The organism is Micromonospora lutea (assembly GCF_016863535.1).
Taxonomy (GTDB): Bacteria; Actinomycetota; Actinomycetes; order Mycobacteriales; family Micromonosporaceae; genus Micromonospora; species Micromonospora lutea.
The window spans coordinates 34,513-58,251 of record NZ_BOPB01000030.1 but is presented as its reverse complement, the minus strand read 5'-3'; the positions used below and the strand labels follow the sequence as shown (position 1 = coordinate 58,251).

Genomic DNA, 23,739 nt, shown 5'->3' with positions numbered 1-23,739 from the left:
GACCGGACGACATCGACGCCCCACCGCCTGCGGCGGCACCGGGTCAGGAGAAGCGGCGTCCCTCGTCGCGCCGGTACGCCCAGCCGGCCAGCGCCGCCAGCCCGACGATCCACACGCCGAGCATGATCATCGAAAGTGGTTCGGGCCGGAAGTCGCCGACCGCCGTCCACATCAGCTCGACGGCGCCCCGCGTCGGCAGGAACGGCGCGATCGCCTCGATGAAGGCCGGGGCCTGCCCCGGTGCGGTGAGCAGACCACCGCCGACAGCCAACGGGAAGAACACCAGTTGGGCGACGACGATCGCCGCCTTGCTCGGCATGGCGTACCCGATGGCCAGCCCCATCAGCGTGAACGGGACGGATACCAGTGCGACGGTGGCGGCGGCGAGCGCGAACCCCGCCACGGTGGTGCGTGCCTCGGTGAGCAGTGCCGCGATCAGCACCACCGGAAGCAGCGACAGGTAGGTGAGGGTCAGACCGGCGAGCACCCGCCCGGCGAATCGGGGCGCCGGCCCCACCGGCAGGGTCCGCAGGTACGGATCCCACGGCTGGGCCCGGTCCTCGGCGACGCCGATGCCGTACTGGAAGACGTTCGCGCTGAGCACCGCGAAGGTGACCATGGCGGCGGTGGCGTAGGTGGCGCCGACGGTGTCGTGGCCGACCGCCGGCACCACGAAGAAGAGCATCGCGACGGCGGGAAAGAAGGCGCTGCCGAACACCGCAACCGGGGTCCGGACGAGTTCCAGCAGTTGATAGCGGGCGTGGGCCAGGGCGTACTGCACGGAAATCTCCTCAGACGGTGGTCGGTACGCCGGCGTCCGCCGGCCGACTGTCGGCGGTGATGGTGAGGAACGCCTCCTCCAGTGAGGTGGGTCGGACCTCCAGGTCACGGAAGGCCACACCGGCGGCGACCAGGTTGCGGACCAGTTGGTCGGCGTCGCCGGTGAGCAGGTGGACCCGCTCCCGGTCCCGTTCCACCCGGACCACGTCCGGCAGTGCCGGCAGATCGTCGACGGTCAGGCTGACCCGGCGCAGGTCGACCACTCCGCGGATGGCGGCGACGCTGTCGTCGGCGAGCACCCGGCCCTGCCCGATGACCACCACCCGCTGGGCCAGCGCCTCGATCTCCTCCAGGTAGTGGCTGGTGAGCAGGACCGTGCCGCCGGCGGCGTGGAAGGCACGGATCGCATCCCACAGCGCGTGCCGAGCCTCGACGTCGAGGCCGGTGGTCGGCTCGTCGAGCAGGACCAGCCGGGGCCGACCGACGAAGGCCAGAGCCACTGCCAGCCGCCGCCGCTGCCCTCCGGACAGACCACCGGTCTGCCGCCGGGCGAGCTCCCCCAGGCCGAACCGGTCGAGCAGTTCGGCCCGCGGGACCGGGTCGGGAAAGTGCGACCCGACGAAATCGACCACCTCGCCGACGCGCAGCGATCCGGGCAACCCGGTCTCCTGCGGAGTGACCCCGACTCGTCGACGGTACGCGGGATCGTGCGGGTCACCACCGAACAGCAACACCCGACCGCCGGTCGGGCGGCGCAGCCCGACGAGCAGGTTGAGCAGGGTGCTCTTGCCGGCACCGTTCGGCCCGAGGAGGCCGACGAGTTCCCCGGCCGACACGTCCAGGTCGACGCGGTCGAGGGCCAGCACGTCACCGTAACGTCGGGTGGCCTGCTCGGCTCGGGCGAGAATCATGACGTCTCCTTGGCATCGGCGGGTGCGAGCAACGCGCGGATCGCCTCGGTGTACTCCTCGAAGGCCAGGCGACCACGGCGGGTGAGAGCGATCAGGGTGACCGGAGTACGTCCCCGGTGCGTCTTGGTGACGGCGACGTACCCCGCCTCCTCCAACCGCCGCAGGTGCACCGAGAGGTTCCCGGCGGTCATCCCGAGGATCTCCTGCAAACGGGGGAAGGTGACCTGATCACAATCGGGCAGCGCGGACAGCGTGGCGACCACCCGCAACCGAGCCTGGGCGTGAATGACCGGGTCGAGTTCGGTCACGGCCGCCCCTTGCGATGTAGCCAACCGAGCGTGCCGGCCAGGAGCATCCCACCGCCACCGGCCACCGCCACGACCAGCGCGTGCCAGCCGGGGCCGGCGATGACGCCGAGCACGTTGACCACGGTGATCCAGATACCGAGCAGGAACAGCCGACGGTCCAGCCAGATCGCGCCTCCGGCCATGTGCAGGATGCCGGTCAGGCCCACCGCGAGGGCCGACCAGAGCAGGCCGACGAGGTCTGACGGCAGGCTGTCGGACACCCGACCGGCGATCACGAAGAGGGTCAGGAAGCCCAGCCCCCAGGACCAGCCGTACCAGGCGCCGCGCCGGGCGGACTCGCCGGTGACCTGCCCGTACGCCTGGGCACCGGCCACCGCGGTGAAGACAGCGGCGGCGGTCAGCAGGACGAACAGGGTGGTCAGTGGCAGCCAGGAGGGCATGTCGACCAGCGGCGCGTCACCTGGCGAGAAATAGAGGAAGTGCAGCCCGAAGCCGATCAGCCAGGCCAGCCCCCAGGGCCAGTAGTAGGCACGCGGGTCGGGCTCGAACTGGCGGGCGGCGCTCGCCCGCTGCTCGTCGATCAGTCGTAGGGCGGCGGCCGGGTCCTCGGGTGGCAGGTCATCGTCGGCGATCACGCAAACTACTTTACGATGCAAAGTCAAGCGCGCTGACGGCGGCCCCACCCGGGACCCGGCACCATGGGTCGATCAGCGTCCGCAGGTCACCGTGATCCCGGTCGGCACCGTGCTGGTCGACGCGACCAGACCGAAGGTGGTCGTGCCACCCGAGGCCACGGTGCCGTTGTACGGCGCGTTGCGGACCGTGACGTCCGCCTCCGTGCCGTCGAGCACGCCACCCCAGATCGACTGGATCCGCTCGTCGCCGGACCACCGCCACCGGACGTGCCAGCCGTCGAGTGGCTCGCTGCCGGCGTTGCGGACGGTGACAGTGGCGAGGAAGCCGGTGCCCCAACCGACGTCGATCGTGGCCGACGCTTCGCAGGCGGGCGAGGGCAGCGTCCGCACCGGCCCTTCGATGATGTACGGATCGCGGCGGTCCTCGACGTCACTGAACCGGAACCAGTAGTCGGTGTCCGGAGTCAGCCCGTCGAGAGTGACCTGCCCGAAGCGCTCCATGCCGGAGAGCGCCACGGCCGCAGGGTTCTGCCACTTCTCCGCGTCGTCACGGCTGGTGAAGAGCAGGACCCTCATCGGCAGCTCGTAGCCGCACGGTAGGCCGTTGAACTGCAGGGTGTAGCTGATGGTGAGGGTGGTGGCGGTGACGTCGGTGACCCGGCCGGTGACCGGCAGTACCGGTGGGCAGGCCACCGTCGGAACCGGCGTCGGCGTCCCGCTCGGGGGCAGCGGGGGCGGAGTCCCACTCGGCCCCGGCATCGGGGTCCACAGAGGAGCCAGGGGCGGGGTGGCCGGGGCGTCGGCGGCACCGGCCGTCGTGACCCCGGCGACAACGGCCAGGGTCGCGGCGGTCAGCACCACACCGAACGTGCGGAGCATCGGTTACCTCCAAGGGCGGTGACCGGCCGGGCCGACGCTGCGCCGACCCCGGTGGCCGGTACGGTTGTCCGGCACCGCGTCGGACCTGCTGCCGAGGTGTCGACAGGGGACGTTCGCGGTGGCACGACGGGGAACGGATTGCCCGGACCGGATGAACACGCGGCGCCCACGCCGTCGCGCGACCGCACCGGCTCCCGGACGCGATCGATGAGCCTGAGTCTCCCAGTTACCGACATCCGATACAACAGCCCAACGGCCGACCCTGGGCGCGCCGGTGACGATGTCGGTCCGGGCGTCGACCGGCGTCATTCGCCCTCGCCGGCGGCTCCCTCCGTCAACACCTGACGCATCCGGTTGATCTCGACGCTCTGCTCCACCACGACGCTGCTGGCCAGTTCGTTGACGCTGATGTCGGAGCCGAGCGTCAGCGCCTCCTTGCCCATGTCGATCGCGCCCTGGTGGTGATCGGTCATCATGGCGACGAACATCTGGTCGAACTCGGCGCCGCGAGCGGCGGTGAGGCGGTTCAGCGCCTCTGCCGACTGCATGCCGGACATTTGGTGCCGATGATCGCCACCGGAGTCACGGTCGAGTCCCCGGTCGGCCAGCCACGCCTCCAGCACCTTGATCTCCGGACCCTGAGCAGCCAGGATCCGATCCGCGATGATCTTCAGCTGCGGGTTCTCACCCCGGTCCGCCGCCAACCGGGCCATCACCAGCGCCTGCTCGTGGTGCGGGATCATCATGGTGACGAAGCGGACGTCGGCGTTGTTGTGCGGTGGACGCGGCATCGCCGACATCTCGTTCGCCGGCAGCGACGCCGCCGGCTCGCCGGGACGTCCGGGCATCAGCACCGGTGCGGTGGCATCCGGCAGGCCGGGCAACTCGATCGGCGCGGGAGTGCTCGACGTCGCGACCGGCTCGGAGTCGCCATCCGGCCCCCAGAGGACCAGCGTCACCCCGACGGCCAGCACCGCCAGCACCGCCAACTCGATCAGCGCCAGCCGGCGCGATCGCGCGAGACGCTCCCGGATCCGTACACCCAGCACACGTGCCTCCCGCCGTCGGTCGAGGTTGGCGGGATGTTAGCGCGGGGTTGACCTGCGGCGGGAGGGCGGCGCCGGGCGAAAGAATCGGTTGGTCCCACCTGCGGCAATTTGCACCCCGCCGGCCCTCCTGGTGTTGCGGAACCGTGACCCCAAGCACATCGATGCCCTTGTGCCGACGGCGTTATCGTCCCGCTACCCCTGCTCATCCTTGACGAAGGGTGTCCTACATGTCCGATCCAACCCCACGAGGGAGTCGGAGGCTGGCCATCAGCCTGGCCGCGACCGCTGCCCTTCTCGTCGCCGGTGTGGCCACCGCCCCGGCGAGCGGCGCCGCCGAGTCCACCACGAACGCCGTCCCGGGGATCGACGAGATCGTCAGCTCCCCCAACCTCCAGCAGATCGCCAACATCCCGAAGTTCGGCGGCTTCGCCAGCGAGAGCGCGTACAACTCGGACCTGGCGTTCCAGGGCGACTACGTCTTCGCCGGCAACTACAACGGCTTCAACGTCTTCGACATCAGCGACCCCACCTCGCCACAGGTCGTCAGCCAGGTCGTCTGCGTCGGCGCGCAGGGCGACCCGTCGGTCTTCGGCAACCTGTTGTTCCTCGCGGTCGACTCGCCACGCAGTGACGACTCGTGCAACAGCAGCAGCGGTTCGACGGCCCAGGAGAGCTCCTGGGAGGGCGTCCGGATCTTCGACATCAGTGACAAGGCGAACCCGCGGTACATCAAGTCGGTCCGCACCGACTGTGGATCACACACCCTCACCCTGGTGCCGAGCAAGGACGACCAGAGCGTCTACGTCTACGTGCAGTCGTACAGTCCGTCGAGCAACGCGTTCTACTGCAAGCCGCCGCATGACAAGATCTCGATCATCGAGGTGCCGCTGGCGGATCCGACCAGCGCCTCGGTGGTGGCCACCCCGGTGCTCTTCCCCGGCACCGACGGCAACACCAGCACCAGCGGCTGCCACGACATCACCACCTACCCGGAACTGGACCTGGCCGCTGGCGCCTGCATGGGTGACGGGGTGCTGATGGACATCTCCGACCGGGAGAACCCGGTGATCCTCAGCCAGGTACGGGACACCAACTTCGCGTTCTGGCACTCGGCCACGTTCAACAACGCCGGCACCAAGCTGATCTTCACCGACGAACTCGGTGGCGGCAGCGGCGCGATCTGCACCAGCAGTTACCGGGCCAACCAGGGCGCCAACGCCATCTACGACATCGTCGGCAGCGGCGCCGACCGGGAGCTGGTCTTCCGCAGCTACTTCAAGATTCCGCGGGAGAACACCGCCCTGGAGAACTGCGTAGCGCACAACGGGTCGCTGATCCCGGCGATGGGCCGCGACATCATGGTCCAGGCCTGGTACCAGGGCGGCGTCTCGGTCATCGACTTCACCGACTCCGCCAACCCGGTCGAGATCGCCTTCTGGGAGCGGGGACCGCTCTCGGACACCCGCCGCGTCCTCGGTGGGGCCTGGTCGACCTACTACCACAACGGATACATCTACTCCAACGACATCCAGAAGGGCTTCGACGTCCTCAAGCTGGACGACCCGCGTACCAACAACGCCCGCGCGGTGGCCTTCACGGAGCTGAACGTGCAGACGCAGCCGAGCTACCCGGCCTGCACCACCGTCCTGACCGGACGTCACAACGGCAGCATGACCATCAAGAGCGGGATCACCTGCATGGACGGGGTGACCCAGAACGGAGGGATCAAGGTCAACCCGGGCGCCGGACTGATCGTGTTCAACTCCAATCTGAATGGCTCGATCCACGCGGTCGACGCCTCCGTGGTCTCCATCGTGGAGAGCCGGGTGAACGGCTCGGTGGACGCCATCGGCGCCACCATCCGCGACAGCAAGGTCAACGGATCGGTGCGGACGAGCTGATCCGTGCCACACGGTCAGCCAGCACCAGCACTCCGGCCCGGCGGACGATCCGTCGGGCCGGAGCCCTGTCGTGGGGCGCACGCGGTCCGGAGTGGGTGGCCCGACGCGTACGCCCGGCGGTGCGCCCCTGAGCCGTGTCCGGCGGCGGGCGGTCAGCCCAGGATTCCCTCGTGCAACGCGCGGAGCACCGCGTTGGTGCGGTCCCGGGCCCCGAGCTTGGTGAGGATCATGGAGACGTGGTTCTTGACAGTCCCCTCGGCCAGGAAGAAGACCTCGGCGATCTCCCGATTGCTGTAGCCACGCGCCACGAGCCGCAGCACCTCCTGTTCGCGTTCGGTGAGGCCCTGCACCGGTGCCGCCTCCGGCCCGACCGGAGACGGCCCGGACCGGATCGCCCGCAGCATCCGATCGGTGATCGACGGGGCGATCAGCGTGCCGCCGTCGGCGAGCGTCCGGATCGCCCGGGTGAGCTGCTCCAACGTGACGTCCTTGAGCAGGTAGCCCCGGGCACCCGCACGCAGCGCGGCGAGCACGAGCTCGTCGTCGTCGAACGTGGTCAGCACCAGCACCGGGATGTCGACGTTCTCCGCGCGTAGCCGGTCCAGCGTCCAGATGCCGTCGAACTGGGGCATCCGCAGGTCGAGCAGGATCACGTCGGGCGAGGTGTCCGCGATGACCGGGAGCGCGGCACGACCGTCGTCGGCCTCACCGACCACGTCGATCCCGGCGACCTCCAGCAGCCCCCGGATGCCCTGCCGGATGAGCGTCTGGTCGTCGACCACCACCACCCGGGTCATCGTGCCGGCACCCGCGCGGTCACCCGGAACCCGTCGCCGCCGTCGACGGCCAGATCACCGCCGAGGGCGGCGAACCGCTCGCCCAGACCACGCAGCCCATTGCCGAGGGCCGGTTCCGGTGCCCCGCGGCCGTCGTCCCGGGCCTCCAGGACGGTCTCCCGCTCGTCGCCGGTCACCGAGATCCGCAGGGTACGCGCGTCAGCATGCCGGATGGTGTTCGTGACGATCTCCTGCGTGGCCCGGACGAACGCCGCGCTGTCGTCCTCGTCGATCCTGACCCCCGGGCTCACGTCGACGGTCACGTCGAGACCCGGCAGGTTCCGGGTCACCCGACGCAACGCCTGCTCAAGATCGGGGCTTTCGGCTCGCAACTGCCCGACCGTGGCCCGGACGTCGCCGAGCAGGTCCCGGGCGACCCGGTTGGCCCGCTCCAGGTGGGTACGGACGGCCGGGCCCTCCAGGTGACGGGCGGTCTCCAGTTCCAGGGTCAACACGGTCAGCTGGTGTCCGATCAGATCGTGCAGCTCCCGGGAGATACGCAGCCGTTCCGTCGTCGCGGCCGACTCCGAGAGCAGAACACTGGCCGCCTGCAACTCGACGTGTGCCTCGGCCAGCTCGCGGCGCATGCGCTGCTCGCGCAGCAGGGTGACCGAGCTGAGCAACGCCGCCACCTGGATAAGCAGGTAGAAACCCAGAAGAATGGCACCGTCGGTCACGCTGCGCATGCCTGACACGGCCCCGAAGGCGATCACCAGGGTGTTGCCGACCACGACCAGCAGCCCCACCCGGATCGGCACCACGTACACGCTCACGGCAGCGGTGAGGACCAGCAGCACCGGCAGCAGTCCCTGGCCCGATGCGGACAGCAGCAGGGCCCAGGCCGCGACGACGCTCGCGGAGAACGCCACGTACCGGATCCGACTGGCCGCGCGGGTCGCTACCGCGGCGAGCATGGCGACCAGGTAACCGACGAAGATCACGACCCACCAGCCCTGCGGAATCGTGGTTCCGATCGCGCCCAAGAGGCCGGGAGCAGCGACGGCGACCGCCACCACGAGCATCGCGAGGCCGGACCACTCGTCTGTCCCGACGCGTCGCATGACACCCACTCTAGTGCGGTGGCCAGAAACGTTCACCGGGCCGCACCGGGCCCAGCCGACGACCGGCGGCGTTGGACACCGCACTAGATCGGGCCGTGGCCAGCCAACCCGTGCCAGAAGTAACGCCCGCAGGTGATGACTTTCGGGACGCGACACGAGCCGGGACCGTTCCTAGCATCGAGGCATGAACAGCTCCGAACCGGCGATCGTCGCCGAGAACCTCGCCAAGAGCTACCGCCGTGCCCAGGCGGTCGTCGACGTGAGTCTGCGGGTCGAGGCTGGCGAGGCGGTCGGTGTGGTCGGCGTCAACGGCGCCGGCAAGACGACGACCGTCGAGATGATCGCCGGGCTGCGCGTACCCGATCACGGGCGGATACGCGTGCTCGGTCTCGATCCGCGCCGCGACCGGGCACAACTGCGACAGGTCCTCGGCGTGCAGTTGCAGCAGGCCTACCTGCACCACGCGCTACGGGTCACGGAGCTGGTCGATCTCTACCGCAGCTTCTACCCGGACCCCCGGTCGACCGACGAGCTGTTGGACATGGTCGAGCTGACCGACCAGCGCCGGACCCGCTTCGAGAAGCTATCCGGCGGTCAGCAGCAGCGGCTCTCCATCGCCCTCGCCATCGCCGGGCGTCCCCGGGTGGTGATTCTCGACGAACTGACCACCGGGCTCGACCCGAAGGCACGGCGTCGGATGTGGGGAACGGTCGAGCGACTCAGCTCCGAAGGGGTCACCGTGCTGCTCGTCAGTCACTTCATGGAGGAGGTCGAGCGGCTCTGCGACCGCGTGGCGATGCTCGACGCCGGACGTGTCGTCGCGCTGGACACCCCGGCGGCACTGCGCACACTCGCACGCACCGCGACCCTCGACGACGCGTTCGTCGCACTCACCGGCCGGCAACTGGAGGAGGACGCCGCATGAATACTCTCGTCGAGGCCCGTCGGCCCGGGCTGCGCTCGCTGCTCACGCTCATCGGGTGTGAGGCGAAGATGGTCGTCCGGGACACGGCCGGGCTGGTGGTCCCCCTCTGCCTGCCGTTGCTGATCATGTTGACCAGTGCCTCCTCCGCGAGCCGGACGGTCGTCGACAGCGGGCGCACGGCGCTGGAGCTGTACGTCCTGCCGCTGGTGTTCACGATGGTCATCGCGATCGTCGGCATCATCAACATGCCGAGCTTCCTCGCCTACTACCGACGCTCCGGGATCCTCCGCCGGCTGGGGGTCACTCCCGCGTCACCGGCCATGGTCCTCGCCGCCCAGGCCATTGTCAGCATTCTCCAGTCGTTGCTCGGCATCGCGGCCGCCCTGATCGTCGCGATCCTGGCCTTCAACGCCGGTGCGCCCGCCAACCTCGGCACGGCGGTCGGGGTGGTCGCGTTGGCGATGGCGGCGATGTACAGCACCGGCATGATCGTCGCCGCGGTCGCGCCCACCCCCAACTCCGCCGTCGCCATCGGCCTGGTCGCCTTCTTCGTCCTCGGCGCCCTCGGCGGCATGTTCGGCGGCCGCGACTCCCTGCCGGAGCCGCTGGCCGAGATCGGTGGCTGGCTGCCGTTCGGCGCGGCCGTCGAGGCACTGTCGTCCGCGTGGGCCGGTGCTGCCGTGTCGGCGGCCAACCTGATCGGCCTCGGCGCGACGGTCGTCGTCGGAGCCGTGGTCGCGAGCCTGCTGTTCCGCTGGGAGTGACCGGCGGTCGGCCGGTCAGGACGGCTTGCCGGTGAGCAGGTAATCGTCCGCATCGGCGCTCCACCGCAGGCCGACGGCTCCTTCCGTGGCAGCGGCCTTGCAGAACTGCAGAAAGCCGCGGTAGCCCAGCTTCTTCTCGCTGAAGTCCGGCCGCACCCGGCGGAGCTGGTTCTTCAGGCCGGACAGGGCCACCTCGCCGGTCTCACCACCGAGATCCCGCACCACGGAACCGAGCAGCGCGAATGCGGTCTCCCGGTCGCCGTGTTCCGGCAGGGACACCTCCGGGTCACCCTTGGCCGGGCCCTCCGCGAGTTCGATCACCCGCAGGTCGGCGAGGTGGCGCAGCAGTTCACCAAAGGTACGGAATCCGTGGTCGGACTCGCTGAAGGTGGGATCCTTGCGCAACAGCGTCCGCTTCAACCGCGACGCGGTCACCTCCCCACCGGAACTGCCCTGCAGACCCGCGACGGTCTGCGCGACGAGGACGGCGAGCGCGTCCGCGTCCCGGGACGGCTCCTCCGTCGGCGGCGCCTCAATTTCCACCTGGTCGGCGGGCTGCGGCTCAGGTTCGGGCAACCGGGACGGCCGGGTACGTCGCCCCCGCGTCGGCAGGATGTCGACGCCCTCCAGCCGGTCGTAGTAGAGGAACTCGTCACACGCGGGGGGCAGCAGGGCGGAGGTGGAATTCTCCACCCCCACCCCGATCACCTGCTTGTTGAGTTCGCGGAGCTTGTGCACCAGCGGGGTGAAGTCGCTGTCGCCGGTGCAGAGGACGAACGTGGAGATGTATTGGCGTTCGAAGGCCAACTCGATCGCGTCGACGGCCATCTTGATGTCTGCGGCGTTCTTACGCGTGGCACCCATCCGCTGCGGAATCTCGATCAGCTCGACGTGCGAGCGGGTCAGCATCCGCCGGTCCTCGTCGAAGTACGACCAGTCGGCGTACGCCCGGCGCACCACCACCCGCCCACGCTCGGCCAGCGCGTCGGCGATCGGCCGGAAGTCGAACATCGCCCCGCCGTGGTGGTCACGCACCCCCAGTGCCAGGTTCTCGTAGTCCAGAAACAGGGCGATCCGGTCTTCATGCTCCACCCTGGCAGCGTACGTCGGTGCGGCCGCCACCAAGCCCGGTGCCGGTGGCACCACGCCGAGCGGGACCATCGCGGACAGCGGCTACCATCGCCCGATGAATCTTCGCGGAACGATCAGCCCGGACCGTCCGCTGCTCGTCCTGGCCATCGCCGAGGAGGCCGCGTATCTCGACGCGAAACTTCCGGTGCTGCTCACCGGGATGGGGAAAGTCAACGCCGCCGCTGCGGTCGCGGCGACGCTGGCTCGTCAACCGCTTCCGTCGGTGCTGGTCAACCTCGGCACCGCGGGTGCCCTGCACCCGGGTTGGACCGGTACCCACGAGATCGGCAGCGTCCTCCAACACGACCTGGACACCGAGTTCATCCGCCGGCTCACCGGCCAGACCGTCGGCGCAACCCTGGCCCTGGGGGACGGCCCGACGCTGGCCACCGGTGACCAGTTCATCGCCGACGACGAGGCCCGCGCGGCGCTGGGCCGCCGCGCCCATCTGGTGGACATGGAGGGGTACGCGGTGGCGTCGACGGCGCACGCGTTCGGCGTGCCGGTCCGCGTGGTGAAGCAGGTCAGCGACGAAGCCGGCGCCGGTGCCGACCGCACCTGGAAGGAATCGGTGGACGATTGCGCCCGGCTGCTCGCCGGCTGGGTACGGGCCAACCTCTGACTCATTCCACCAGCGTGACGGCGCGCAGGAGGTCCTGCCGGACGCGGGACAGCAACTCTTCACGGGTCACACCCTGTACCGACGTCAGGCACCGGGTGGCACCGCTGCGCGGTTCACGCAACAGCGCCAGGGCCAGCAGCCCGGAAGGTACCGCGTCCATCCGGTTGCGGGTGGCCACGGAGTCTGCCCAGACGAGCGCAGCGGCCAGAGCCGGCGTGATCGGAGTCCCATTCCAGCGCTGATCCGTCAGTGCGTCGCCGGCCGGGTACGACCCGTCGGCCGGATCGCCAAGGGTCTCCTCGTCGAAGGCTCCGACCAGGCGCGAACTCCGCGGATCGTAGGGCCAGATCCGGGTCCAGTCGGCGTAGACGTCGCTGCGGATCAACGCCCCGAACAGCCGGCCGCACGTCACGACGGGCCCCTCGACAGCGGCGGTGTCCAGGGCCCGACGACATTGCCCGGCGAGCCGTTCGGGTGGGGGCAGCCGCCGCACCGGCGGGGCACCCGGCCCCACCTCATCGGCGAGCACCGCCTCGGCCGGTGACAGCAGCAGCCAACGGCTCAGCCGGCCACCGAACCACCGGTGTCGGGTGTGCCGCCAACGGCGGACGACCTCGGCGAGACCGGCCGGGGCATCGGGTTCGTCGGCATCGACCGCGGCGATCCCGACCTGCACGGCCGTGTGGAAGAGCAGCAGCCGGAGCAGGCGGTCGGAGAGGTTGCGCCCTTTGCCGGTCTCGGCCAGGTCGGTGAACGCGACGGCGGCACCCGAACGGCCCGCCGGCTCGCCCGCGTCGATCGCGACGGACCACGCCTGCACCGTGATCCCGAACCGGGCGGACAGACCCAACGGCCGGTGCCAGTCCAGCCAACGACGCCACCAGCTCCCGGTGGGCTTCTCGTCGTCCAGTTGCCGGCCCAGGTCGGCACCGAGCAGGCGGGCCAGCCCGGTAAAGGAGTCCGGCGTCGAATCACCACCGTCGGTGCACCGCACCATGTCACCGAGCGCCGCCAACGCGCCCGGCTGACTCCGTACCGCCGCCTCCAGCCAGGCGAACCGGGCGATGTGCTCGGCGGCGGGGCTGACCACCGCACGTGACAACCGCCAACGGCGGCCCGTCCGCGACACCTGGCGACACCAGACCGCCAGTGCCGACCACCCGCCCGGCTCGTCCGCCTCGACGGCCGACGCCCAGGCGAACGCGCTCAGGGTTGTCCGGTAGCACCAGCGCAGCATCGGCAACCGCTGCTGTCCGGCGACCAGTTCCGCCCACTCCGCGCGGTATCCGGCCAAGCCGATCCGCGCGCCGACAGAATCGAGACCGATCTCCTGCCGCCAGGCGAGGTCGGCCGCGGCCAACTGTCGACGGGCAGCCAGGTCGACAACCGGGATCGACCGCAGATCCGCCTGGTCACCATCGCCGGCCACCAGCGCCCGCGCGCGGTCCGGGTCGCGGAACTGGTAGCCGCCGCTGACCACGCGCAGTTCGCCGGAGGACACCGCATCATCGAGGAAACCGATGGTCCGCCACGGCAACCGACGCGCCAGGACGAGGCCGGCCCGCACGAGCACGAACCGTCCCCAGTGCGTACGCAGGCTGAGGCACCCGGCGGTCAACGCCACCACTGCGGCGGTCAGCGGCCACCACTGCGCGGGACTCAGCCGGGGCTCGCCGAGCGTGACGCCGACCGCCAGCCAGTCCGGGGCGGTGTGGGGCAGCAGTCGGTAGTTGAGGTAGCCGCCCGCCACGCCCAACGCCGCCACCCCGAGTGCCCAGGGCGCCACGGTCAGCAGTGCCGCGATGCGGTGACGGTGCACCAGCGTACGCGGGGCGACCGACTCCGGAGCCTGGCGTACCTCCTGTCGCACCAGGGTGCGCGCCGTGCCGACCAGCGTCAACAACACCGTCAACAGCAGCGCCGGCACGAGCCGACCCAGCGGACCGGCGCCGCCGACGTCCTCGACGACCTGCGCGCCCAGCCGGTCCAGCAGGTCGTGCGCGGCCTCCCGCTTCGACGCGTCGACCAGCACATCGACGCTGCGGTGAGCCAGCCACACTCCCCCGGCCAGCGCGCCCAGGCCCGCCGCCGGCCAGCCGAGCACCGAGCCGACGTGCTGCCACCATCGGCGGCGGCGCCACGCCAGGGTCACATACGGTGGGGGCTGCCGTTCACCAAACTGCCACCGCTTCCCGATCAGCCGCCACCAGCAGAACCGGGCCGAGGAGGTACGCGCCAGCGACAACGCCACCTGGCGCAGCCACCGCTCCGATGTGGCACGTCGACGTGCGGGGATGGCCGCACCGTCCGGCTGTCGGCCGGCACCGGTCGGGTGAGGGTCGATGGACACAACGGAATCTAGCCCGCCGCGCCCGGCCGGGACAGTGCGCCGGCGTCAATCCGACGGGTTCAGTCGACCCAGGAGTGGACATTGGACGGACCAGCGCCCATGGCCGGTCAGCACGGACCGCCCGAACGGTGTGTCACATCGTCACTACGGTGCTCGTGGCGGATAGGACGCGTCACTATGCTCGGAACGCCGTACGACATTCGACAGTAGGCACACCGCCCCGTCGGTGTCGCCCACGACTGTGGGGGTTGGTTGTGGGCGGGACAACCGCCGTGATTGCGTTGCTCTCGCTGTCGGCGAGCGTGGCGGCCCTGGCGGTCGCCGCGGTGTCCCTGCTGGTGGCTCTGCGCACGTATCGCTCGGCCGTGACCGGTGCCGCGGTCGAGCGGCTGGCCGAACAGGTGACGGTGATCGGGCGGGCGGTGTCCGCCTACTGTGAGGCCGACCAGGAGGAGCGAGTCAACGGTCAGGCCCGTCGGGTGTCGCTGCAACTCGGCGACACCTACCGGGGTGGCCAGGACCTCCCGGGTGCGGTGGAGGTCGAGGCGGTGAACCAGAGCGCCGAGGTCATTCATCGCGTCTCCTTCAACTATCGACCAGCCGTCGGGGAGCCGCAGGCCAGCGAAGCCACCACAGGACTGGTGACGATTCAGCCGTACTCCTCCTTCCGGCATGTCTTCGCACTGCCACCGGGCACCAGCAACCCGGTATCCGACGAGTTCGAGCTGTGCTTCACCGATGCCCGGTCGCGTCGGTGGAGACGACTACCTGGCCGATCTCAACTCTGGTTGATCGGCAGCGACGACCCGAACGGAACCCAATCACCATGATCAGCCGAGTGGTCGAGATCAGCTGCACCGTCGGCGACGCGCAGCGGAGTCGAGGTTCGGGCCTGCTGATCGCCCCCGGCGTGGTGCTGACCGCCGCGCACGTGGTCGACGAATCCGAGCCCGAAGGAATCCGGGTTCGCCGGGCCGACACCGAGGATCCGCGCGACTGGATCACCGCCACAGCGCGGATCCTGCCGGCCGACGCCGACCTGGATGCCGCGCTGGTGCTGCTCGACCCGACAGCGCTCTCCTCGCACCAGCCCGACGGCGACGAGGAGCCACCCGACATCGCCCACATCGACGTCGACGAGCCGCTACCGTTTCGGGCGATCGGATTTCCCAGTGTGCAGGCGACCGAAGCGTTTCGCGCCGAGGAGCACTGGGATCTGGAGGACGTCCGAGGGGTGACCGCGCCGTACAGCGCCGGTCGACAGACGCTCCTGTCGCTGGACGTCACCTCCTCCAGACCCGTCCACGGCCGGCGGGCACGTCGCCGCAACGACTCCGGGTGGGCTGGCCTGTCCGGCGCGGCGGTCTGGACCAGCGGCCTGCTCGTCGGCGTGATCGTCACCGACAACGGCGAATTCGACGGCGGCGGCCGGTTGGAGGCGGTTCCGGTCACCCGGCTCCTTGCCGACCGGGACCTTCAGCCGCACCTGCCGGCAACCTGGGAACACAGCGGTGCACGACGGATCAGCAACCTGACGTCCTTCTCCGTCGGCACCGGTCAGGCCATCCGGATCCGGTCCGCCCAACGATCGTTCAGCTCCCAGGTGCAGGAGAATCTACGCACCTCGTTGACCGCGCTGCTGCACGTCGAATACCAGCTGGTGCCGTTCACCGGTCGGTCCGCCGAGCTGGCGCAGCTCACCGCCTGGTGCGCCACCCCGGCGCGAGTCAGCTACGCGGTGCTGTCCGGCCCGGGTGGCAGCGGCAAGACCCGACTCGCCGCCGAGTTGTGCCGGCACGCGGCGGCCGACGGATGGGTCGCCGGAATCGGAACCTTCGCCGCCGAGCCGGCCCAGACCCGGTTGGAGGCGGTACGCCGTCCGGTGCTGATCGTCATGGACTACGTCGACAGCACCCCCGACACCGCCGCCGAGCTGCTGCTCGGCTGCCTCACCGGCGGGGCCCGCCATCCGGTACGCGTCGTGTTCCTGGCCAGGTCGGCGCCGGCCTTCCTGCCCAGGCTGCACGCCGCGATGGGACTGGAGAGTCACGACCCCGCGCTCGACCTGCGGTTGTCGCAGCTGGAACTGGACGGCGCGGCCCGCTACCAGCACTATCTGGCTGCCCGGCACGCGTTCAGCCGGTTGAAGGGGCTTCCCGAGCCGGACGAGCCGATGCCTCCCGGGGCGATTCCGGAAGCCGTGCCCGCCTCCCCGCCCGAGCCGCCCGCAGACCTGGCGCCGTGGCTCCGCGTCCTGAGCACCCCGCTGCTACTGCACGCCCGGGCACTGCTCGACCTGCTTCCTCCGTCGGCCACGACCGAGGCCCGCGCCGTCGGGGCGACCCCTGCCGACCGGCACGACATCGACGACCTGCTGGACCGGCTACTCGACCGGGAAGACCGCGAGTTCTGGGCGCCCACCCTGCACCGGCACGGTCTGGACAGCAGCGGACCACGGATGGACGTGTTCGCGGTCGCCACGTTCGCCGGCGCGGACACCGACGATGACGCGCGGCTCGTCCTCAACCAGGTCGGCGCGTTACGCGACGACCACGCCAGGGCGGAGCGGCTGCTCCAACTGCTGCGGGAGACCTACGGCGGCTCTCCCCTGCCCTCCGTACGCCCGGATCTGCTCGGCGAGCGACTGATCGCCCGCCGGCTGATCGCGCGCGACCAGGTGGCCGGGCTCTTCGGTGACGTCGACCGGGTCGGCCAACGCTCACGGATGCTCGAAGTGTTGCTGCGGATGACGGCGTCGCCGTCGTCAGCGGCGGCGGAGCCCGCGCGGCGTGTGCTCACGCAGCTCCTCGACGAACGCCTACCGGAGCTGGCCCGGCAGGCCAACGACCCGCTGCCCGACGGCAGCACCCCCACCTCGGACGCCTATCTGTTCGCCGCGCGGATCGCCACCGCGCTGGAACAGATCGAGGTGCCCCGAGCCGCCGCCGAGGCATCGACCGTGGCCTTTCGCGCGCAGGCCCGGCTGCACAAGCTTGCTGCCACGGTGCTGCACCAGGCCGCGACCCACTATCAGCAGACCGACGACACGGCACGCGCCATCCGGCTGCTTCAGGACACCACCAATGCCTACCTGCGGCTCGGGCGACCAGATGCCGCCACGCAGTCGTCCGACGAGGCGATCGGTTACCTGCGACGTGCCCCGCAACTGGGCCAGAACAACCAGCTCGGGCGGCTGCTCAGCACCACCTCGCTGGTCCGGATGGGCACCGGCAACGTCGAGGCCGCCATCGAGACCGGCCAACAGGCCGTGGCGCTCGCCGAGGCTGCGTCCCGCGACGATCCGGACGGGCACCTCGCCGCCCTCGCCGAGGCGAGACGACATCTCGCGCTGGCATACCTCGCGGCCGGGCAGCACAGCGCGGCGGTCGCCACCCTGCACGAGGCCGTGCACCAGCCCGGCCTGCTGCCGCCCCTGGAGGCGGGAAGGCTGCGGCTGGCGTACGCGATGGCGCTGCTCGGCACCGCCGACCTGCCCGGCGCGTTGAGCCAGGCGGCACAGGCCGTCGACCGGTTCCGTACCGCCACGCCGCCACACCCGGTCGAGATGTCCGCGGCGAGCGTCATCCTGGCGAACCTGCGGGCGCTCGCCGGAGAACTGGAGGAGGCCGAGCGGGAGATCGCGGTCGCCGTGGCCATCGCCGACACCGCGGCGGACAGTGACGACGACGATGTCCGGTTCAACCGCGCGTCGGTCCGGCTCAGCGCCGGCTCATTGCTACTGCAGGTCGACCAGGTCACGGCACGGCGGTACCTGCAGGAAGCCCGGCGGATGTTCCAGGACCTCTCCGGCGAACTGCCGGATCAGTTCGAGTTCGCGTACGCGATGACGCGCCTGGCGTACGCCGAGGCTCTGTACCAGCTCGATGACGTCGACGAGGCGCTCAAGGAGGTGCGGGCCGCCGACGCGATGGTCGAGGACCTCTACGCGCGACACCCCCGGCGGATGTACGTGCTGCCGGTGATCGCGGCCAAGACCCGTGCCTCTCTCTACTTCGGACTGGGGCGGCTTCCGGAGGCGGCGGAGGCGATCAGCGACGCGATCGACCGGCTCGCCGAACTGGATCCGATCGGCGGCCGGGCGCACCTGGGTGAGCTGTACACCCTGCTGGCGTTGCTGCGGTTGGAGAGCGAGGAGTTCCGGGAGGCACTGCCGGCAGCCGAGCGCGCCGTGGCCGAGTTCCAACGGCTCTCCGAGGACGAACCGCGCACGTATCTGGTGCAGCTGCTCAGCGCACACCTGTTGCAGTTGGCGGCGGCGGTCCGGCTCAGCGACGAGGGCTTCGAGACCGAGGCCGACGATTCGGTACGACGACTCACCGACAGCCTGCGCGACCAGGCCCGCACCGACGAGAGCCGGCAGTGCCTCGCCCTGGTGCTCTACCTGCGCGCGAGGGTGCGTTATGCGCAGGGCGAGTTGGACGAGGCGATCGTGCTGGCCCAGGAGGCACTCGGCGTCTTCGAGGTGATGTCGCCACTGTTTCCCGGCTACCACGACGACCGCCGAACCGTCTCCACCGAACTCGACGATTGGTTGCGGGAACGCGACGGCGGACGCACCGACGGCGTCGCGTCCTCGGCCGGATCCCAGCCGGACACCCTCGGCATGCTGGTGGTGGCGCCCGACCCTCAGCAGCGGCGGCACCGCGTGGTGCTCGGTCGACACGCCAACCAACTGGTCGCCGCGGTGGAGTTCCGGCCCGTCCTGGTGCTCGGCCCGCAGCGCAGCCGCAAGACCACCAGCATGGTGATCCCCACCCTGCTCGAATGGGACGGGCCCGCTGTGGTCACCTCCATTCGCACCGATGTGCTCAGCGGCACCGTACGGCAACGTGCCGCGATGGGCGAGGTCGCGGTCTTCGAGCCGACGGAACGGCTGGTGCACGGCGCCCTGGTCAGGAAGTGGAACCCGATCGACGACTGTCGTACGTGGGAGGGCACGGTGCTGACGGCCCGGTCCCTCGTCGAGGCCGGCCGACTGACCGGCCGATCGGGGCTGCGGGACGAACAGTTCTGGTACAACCTGGCGAACCAGTTGCTCGAAGCGCTGCTCTTCGCCGCAGCGGCCACCGGATGCACGATGGCCGACGTGCACCGCTGGGTGAAGACGATGGACACCGCCGAGGTGAGCGCCCGACTGACGGTCGCACTCCGGTACAGCGACGACGGAAGCAACGCCGTACGCGCGTTCGCCGGCATCCGAGCCCTGGCTCCACAGACGATGACCAGCGTCTACGCCACCGCCACCACACTGCTCACGGCGTACAGTTCGGCGGCGGTACGGCGGAACTCGGAAAGCGACTTCCAGGTCGACGACTTCTTCGACGGCAGAGCGAACACCCTGTACCTCTGCGCACCGCCGGAGGACCAGCGCCTCCTCGCCCCGATCTTCACCATGCTCATCCAGCGGGTGATCGCTGAGGCGTACCGCCGGCACAACAGCGGTCAGCGGCAGCTCCCCCTGCTGCTCCTGCTGGACGAGGCCGGCAACATCGCGCGGCTGGAGAACCTCGACACCCTCGCCACCAGCGCGGCCGGCACCGACATCCAACTGGTCACGGTCTTCCACGATCTGGCGCAGATGGAGGCCATGTACGGGGAGTACCGGGCGAACAGCATCGCGAACAACCACTCGGCGTTGCTGCTGCTACCGGGCAACCGGGATCAACGCAGCCAGCAGTTGTACCGGAGCCTGCTCTCCGACGACCTGGTGCTGGGCGCACGGCACCGGTCGCTGCGCCAGCTCATGCCCGGCACGGCACTGTGCGTCTACGATCACCTGAGCGCCGATGTCATCACGCTGCGCTCGTCGAGTCACGACCGGGACCTGCGCGACCACGCCGGGCCATCGGTCGTCGGCGACGAGGATTTCGCGCCGCTGCTCGCGTTCAACGCGGGTCCACACGCCGACCTGAATCGGTACGGCCTGCGGGACACATGATCCCGCCGGCCGGTTCCGTCGGGTCACCGAGGCCGACTCAACCGCGTTTGTTGATCCGCACTCGGCCCCCGGCCAGCTCCGGCTGCAGGGTCAGGGTGACGCGATGGGTCGCGGACCGGTGCCGTTCGGCGTCACCGCCGACGGTCACCACCGTCCACAACCCAGCCTTGACACCACCTTTGACGACGGTGGAGACCGCCACCTCCAACTCCACCTCGATGCTCTCGATGGCGAAGGTCAGCGACTCGTCGTCGGCCCAGTCGACGGCGTGGAGGATCTGCTCGCGCAGGCTCTGCACCGCCTCGGAGAGGGTGAGATCCTCAGCGGGCGTGACCGGGCTCATGGGCGCTCCCTCCGTCGTGAGCCGGTGTCGGACCGGCAGCCCATGGATAGCACGGCGACGCCACCGTCTCCGGGCTCGGGAGCGGGGATCTCGCGCAGGCCGCGCGGATCGAGACGCAACCACCGTCGCACGCCGATGGCGCCCAGAAAACGTTCATCGTGGCTGACCACCACGAACGCGCCCCGGTAGGCGTTCAACGCGTTCTCCAGTTGGCCGACGCTGACCAGGTCGAGGTTGTTGGTGGGCTCGTCGAGCAGCAGCAGGTGCGGGGCCGGCTGGGCGTACAGCACGCAGGCCAGGGTGGCGCGCAGGCGTTCACCACCGGAGAGGACGCCGGCCGGCAGGTGGGCGCGGGCCCCCCGGAACAGGAACCGGGCCAGCAGGTTCATCCGCTCCGACTGCGGGCGGTCCGGGGCGTACGCGGTGAGGTTCTCCAACACGGTACGGTCGGCATCGAGCAGGTCCAGCCGCTGCGACAGGTACGCGACCCGGCCGTCGGCCCGACGTACCTGCCCACCCTGCGGATCCAGGTCGCCGAGCAGCAGCCGCAGCAGCGTCGACTTGCCGACACCGTTGGGACCGGTCAGCGCGATGCGTTCCGGCCCACGGATGATCAGGTCGACGCCGTCTTCGGGGAACAGCGTCCGGGTGCCGTACCGCACCTGCATCCGCTCCCCCTCGACCAGGGTCCGACCGGCCGGCACATCGGTCTCCGGCAGCTCCAATGCCAGCGTCGGGTCCTCCCGCAGCGCCCGGCCGGCCTCGTCGAGCCGCGACTGCGCGTCGCTGAGCCGGCTGGCGTGCGCCTGCTGGGCCCGGCCCGCGGACTCCTGGGCGCTGCGCTTCAGCCCACCGGCGACGATGCGGGCCAGGCCCGCGTTGCCGAGGTTCCGGGCAGCGTTGCCGGCTCGCCGCTCGGCGCGTTCGCGGGCCTGCTGCATCTCCCGTTTTTCCCGCTTGACCTCCAACTCGGCGCTGCGGACCTGGCGTTCCGCCAGCTCCCGGGCGGACCGGGAGGTCTCCTCGTAGGCGGTGAAGTTCCCGCCGAACAGGCGCAGCTGCCCGCCGTCGAGTTCGGCGATGCGGTCCATCCGGTCCAGCAGCATCCGGTCGTGGCTGACCAGCAGCAGGCAGCCGGACCAGTTCTCCAGCACCGCGTACAGCCGGTGCCGAGCGTCGACGTCGAGGTTGTTGGTCGGCTCGTCGAGCAGCAGCACGTCGGGACGCCGGAGCAGTTGCGCGGCCAGGCCGAGGGAGACCGCCTGCCCGCCGCTGAGGGTGTGCAGGCACCGGTCCAACGCCACCTCGCCCAGCCCCAACCGGTCGAGTTCGGCGCGGCTGCGCTCCTCGACGTCCCAGTCGTCACCGACGGCGGCGAAGTTGTCCTCGCTGGCGTCGCCGGCCTCGATCGCCCGCAGCGCGGTCAGTGCCGGGGCGACACCCAGCACCTCCGCCACGGTCAGGTCACCGGTCAACGGCAGGTTCTGCGGCAGGTAGCCGAGCACTCCCTCGACCGTCACGCCGCCAGCGGTCGGTACGAGGTCACCGGCGATCAGGCGCAGCAGCGTCGACTTGCCGGCGCCGTTCGGCGCGACCAGGCCGGTGCGACCCGGCGGCACGGTGAAGGACAGGTCCCGGAACACGGGGGTGTCGTCGGGCCAGGAAAAGGACAGATCGGTGCAGACGACGCAGGCGTCGAACATTTCAGCAGACCTCGGGAAGGAAGCCGGGGACGCCACTGACGCCCCGGTCAGGCAGACAGGGCCACGACACGACAGGCCGCCAGCACGGCGGCGGGGCTGCTCACCCCGAGATGTCGTCGTCCCCCGAAAGCATGTCGCCGCTCCTCGATCCGACTTGCACGGTTGATCCGCGACGTCAAGCGTAACAAGTGCCGGTCCGGCGCAGGCCGGACCGGCACGCCCGCCGAGCCCCGAACCCCGGCGGACGTCGCGCCCACCAGCGGGTGCGTGGGTCGCCGATCAGGAGCGGCTGCGGACGCGCGTGCGGAGGTAGAGCAGCGCCGCCCCGGTCACCGCCACCGGCCAGAGCAGGTAGACACCGGTCATGACCAGGAGGAACAGCACCACGCCGATGGTCGCGGCAGCGGCGTACCAGGCGGCGCTGCGACGGGGCAGCAGCCGCAGCGCCGCCGCGACCCCGATGACGTAGACGGTGATGAAGGAGCCGGTGGCGAGCAGCACCAGCGGGCGGGCGCCGAGGCCGGTGGCCAGGATCGCGCCCAGTGCCAGGAAGGCCAGGGCGGCGGTGACCGCAAGACTGCGGCGGGGCACCTCACCGGCGACAGCGCCCCGGGCGAGCCAGCCGGGCAGCGCCCCGTCGCGGCCGAGCGCCGCACCGAGCTTCGCCGCGCCGGCGTAGTAGGCGTTCATCGCGCCGAAGGTCAGCAGCAGCGCCGCCCCGGCGACCACCCAGCGGGTGTCCCCGCCGAGCGCGACCGCGAACAGGTCGCCCAGCGGCGCTGCGGACCCCGCCGCCGCCGAGCCGAGGACGGCGACGGTCGCGACGGCCACCGCCAGGTACAGCGCACCGACCACGACGACCGCTGCGGTGGTGGCCCGGGGAAGGTCCCGCAGCGGTCGACGGAATTCACCCGTCAGGTGGGTGATGGCCTCCCAGCCGACGAAGCTCCACATCAGCAGCGCCGCCGCCGGCCCGACCGCGGCCAGTCCGTGCGGGGCGAAGGGCACGAAGTTCGCGGCGTCCGCGTGGGGCAGCGCCAGCAGCACCGCCGCCAGGAGGAACGCGACGAGCACCCCGGCGAGCGCGAGCTGCACCCGCCCGGCCAGTTGCACACCGACGTGGTTGGTGGCGGTGACCGCGACCATCAGCAGCACCGCCGTCACCGCGACGGTGGGGGAACCACCGCCGACGGCTGCCTCGACGTACGCGGCGCCGAACAGCGCCGCAGCGGATGCCCCCGGCGGCACGGCGAAGTAGAAACACCAGCCGACGACGGCCGCGGCCCGCGGCCCGAAAGCCATCCGGGCGTACGTCGAGACGCCACCCGCGTCCGGGTGGCGGGCGCCGAGCGCGGCGAACGTGGCCGCCAACGGCGCGGAGACGACCACCAGCAGCAGCCAGGCGAGCAGGGAGGCGGGGCCGGCGGCCTCGGCCGCCAACGCGGGCAGCGCGATGACTCCGGTGCCCAGGACGGCGCCGACGTAGAGGGCGGTGCCCTGGGCTGCGGTGAGCCGACCGCCGGGTACCGGCGTGACACGGGTCTGGGTCATGTGATCACCCTCGTCCGGTTCGGCCGGCCCG

The 23,739-nt window shown here is 70.7% G+C and carries 18 protein-coding genes and 1 pseudogene; 6 read left to right on the top strand and 13 right to left on the bottom strand.

What is annotated here, in order from left to right:
* Window positions 1-43: 43 nt before the first annotated feature.
* The 6 genes from Vlu01_RS23680 to Vlu01_RS23655 form a co-directional block, all read right to left on the bottom strand.
* Window positions 44-781, bottom strand: coding sequence for an ABC transporter permease (locus tag Vlu01_RS23680; protein ID WP_204003417.1), 738 nt, complete (start codon window positions 779-781; stop codon window positions 44-46).
* A gap of 10 nt (window positions 782-791) precedes the next feature.
* Complete coding sequence (locus Vlu01_RS23675; RefSeq protein ID WP_204003414.1) at window positions 792-1,691, bottom strand: ABC transporter ATP-binding protein; 900 nt, start codon at window positions 1,689-1,691, stop codon at window positions 792-794.
* Window positions 1,688-1,999: a transcriptional regulator gene (locus Vlu01_RS23670; RefSeq protein WP_204003411.1), complete on the bottom strand. Its 312-nt coding sequence runs from the start codon at window positions 1,997-1,999 to the stop codon at window positions 1,688-1,690. The genes Vlu01_RS23675 and Vlu01_RS23670 overlap by 4 nt, the downstream gene beginning before the upstream one ends.
* Window positions 1,996-2,634 carry a transporter gene (locus tag Vlu01_RS23665; RefSeq protein ID WP_204003408.1) on the bottom strand — a complete coding sequence of 213 codons (639 nt, stop codon included), beginning with the start codon at window positions 2,632-2,634 and terminating at the stop codon, window positions 1,996-1,998. Before Vlu01_RS23665 ends, Vlu01_RS23670 begins: the two co-directional genes overlap by 4 nt.
* Window positions 2,635-2,706: 72 nt before the next feature.
* Complete coding sequence (locus Vlu01_RS23660; RefSeq protein WP_204003405.1) at window positions 2,707-3,513, bottom strand: cellulose binding domain-containing protein; 807 nt, start codon at window positions 3,511-3,513, stop codon at window positions 2,707-2,709.
* A 305-nt stretch (window positions 3,514-3,818) separates the two neighbouring features.
* Window positions 3,819-4,562, bottom strand: a complete 744-nt coding sequence (locus Vlu01_RS23655; protein WP_204003401.1) for a DUF305 domain-containing protein — start codon at window positions 4,560-4,562, stop codon at window positions 3,819-3,821.
* 227 nt (window positions 4,563-4,789) lie between these two features.
* On the opposite strand from Vlu01_RS23655, the pseudogene Vlu01_RS23650 reads away from it, so the two are divergent.
* A pseudogene (locus Vlu01_RS23650) lies at window positions 4,790-6,181 on the top strand (LVIVD repeat-containing protein); the annotation flags it as partial.
* A gap of 434 nt (window positions 6,182-6,615) precedes the next feature.
* Here the strand turns inward: Vlu01_RS23650 and Vlu01_RS23645 are convergent.
* A complete protein-coding gene (locus Vlu01_RS23645; RefSeq protein WP_204003395.1) occupies window positions 6,616-7,260 on the bottom strand; it encodes a response regulator in 645 nt (214 codons plus the stop codon).
* Window positions 7,257-8,360, bottom strand: a complete 1,104-nt coding sequence (locus Vlu01_RS23640) for a sensor histidine kinase (protein ID WP_204003391.1) — start codon at window positions 8,358-8,360, stop codon at window positions 7,257-7,259. Before Vlu01_RS23640 ends, Vlu01_RS23645 begins: the two co-directional genes overlap by 4 nt.
* 184 nt (window positions 8,361-8,544) lie before the next feature.
* Here Vlu01_RS23640 and Vlu01_RS23635 point away from each other — a divergent pair, with 184 nt between their 5' ends.
* Entirely contained in the window at window positions 8,545-9,285 is a 741-nt protein-coding gene (locus tag Vlu01_RS23635) for an ABC transporter ATP-binding protein (protein WP_204003389.1), read from the top strand.
* The gene (locus Vlu01_RS23630) at window positions 9,282-10,049 is read left to right on the top strand and encodes an ABC transporter permease (protein ID WP_204003387.1); all 768 of its coding nucleotides are present in this window, start codon (window positions 9,282-9,284) and stop codon (window positions 10,047-10,049) included. The genes Vlu01_RS23635 and Vlu01_RS23630 overlap by 4 nt, the downstream gene beginning before the upstream one ends.
* A 15-nt stretch (window positions 10,050-10,064) precedes the next feature.
* On the opposite strand, the gene Vlu01_RS23625 is transcribed toward Vlu01_RS23630, so the two are convergent.
* Entirely contained in the window at window positions 10,065-11,141 is a 1,077-nt protein-coding gene (locus Vlu01_RS23625) for a PIN domain-containing protein (RefSeq protein WP_204003386.1), read from the bottom strand.
* A gap of 94 nt (window positions 11,142-11,235) precedes the next feature.
* Between Vlu01_RS23625 and Vlu01_RS23620 the strand changes: the two genes are divergently transcribed.
* Window positions 11,236-11,802: a nucleosidase gene (locus Vlu01_RS23620; RefSeq protein ID WP_204003385.1), complete on the top strand. Its 567-nt coding sequence runs from the start codon at window positions 11,236-11,238 to the stop codon at window positions 11,800-11,802.
* Between the two features lies 1 nt (window position 11,803).
* On the opposite strand, the gene Vlu01_RS23615 is transcribed toward Vlu01_RS23620, so the two are convergent.
* Window positions 11,804-14,152 (bottom strand): hypothetical protein, encoded by a 2,349-nt coding sequence (locus tag Vlu01_RS23615; RefSeq protein ID WP_204003383.1) that lies wholly within the window; start codon window positions 14,150-14,152, stop codon window positions 11,804-11,806.
* Window positions 14,153-14,424: 272 nt separating this feature from the next.
* Here Vlu01_RS23615 and Vlu01_RS23610 point away from each other — a divergent pair, with 272 nt between their 5' ends.
* Together Vlu01_RS23610 and Vlu01_RS23605 are read left to right on the top strand one after the other, a co-directional pair.
* Window positions 14,425-14,982, top strand: coding sequence for a hypothetical protein (locus tag Vlu01_RS23610; protein WP_204003381.1), 558 nt, complete (start codon window positions 14,425-14,427; stop codon window positions 14,980-14,982).
* On the top strand, window positions 14,979-20,111 hold the full coding sequence (locus Vlu01_RS23605; protein ID WP_204003379.1) for a type IV secretory system conjugative DNA transfer family protein: 5,133 nt from the start codon (window positions 14,979-14,981) through the stop codon (window positions 20,109-20,111). The genes Vlu01_RS23610 and Vlu01_RS23605 overlap by 4 nt, the downstream gene beginning before the upstream one ends.
* A gap of 37 nt (window positions 20,112-20,148) precedes the next feature.
* On the opposite strand, the gene Vlu01_RS23600 is transcribed toward Vlu01_RS23605, so the two are convergent.
* The 3 genes from Vlu01_RS23600 to Vlu01_RS23590 all read right to left on the bottom strand — a co-directional run bounded on the left by Vlu01_RS23600 (window position 20,149) and on the right by Vlu01_RS23590 (window position 23,708).
* Complete coding sequence (locus Vlu01_RS23600; protein WP_204003377.1) at window positions 20,149-20,454, bottom strand: trypco2 family protein; 306 nt, start codon at window positions 20,452-20,454, stop codon at window positions 20,149-20,151.
* Window positions 20,451-22,157 carry a ribosomal protection-like ABC-F family protein gene (abc-f, locus tag Vlu01_RS23595; protein ID WP_204003376.1) on the bottom strand — a complete coding sequence of 569 codons (1,707 nt, stop codon included), beginning with the start codon at window positions 22,155-22,157 and terminating at the stop codon, window positions 20,451-20,453. The genes Vlu01_RS23600 and abc-f overlap by 4 nt, the downstream gene beginning before the upstream one ends.
* Before the next feature lie 279 nt (window positions 22,158-22,436).
* Window positions 22,437-23,708, bottom strand: a complete 1,272-nt coding sequence (locus Vlu01_RS23590) for an APC family permease (protein WP_204003375.1) — start codon at window positions 23,706-23,708, stop codon at window positions 22,437-22,439.
* Window positions 23,709-23,739: the final 31 nt, after the last annotated feature.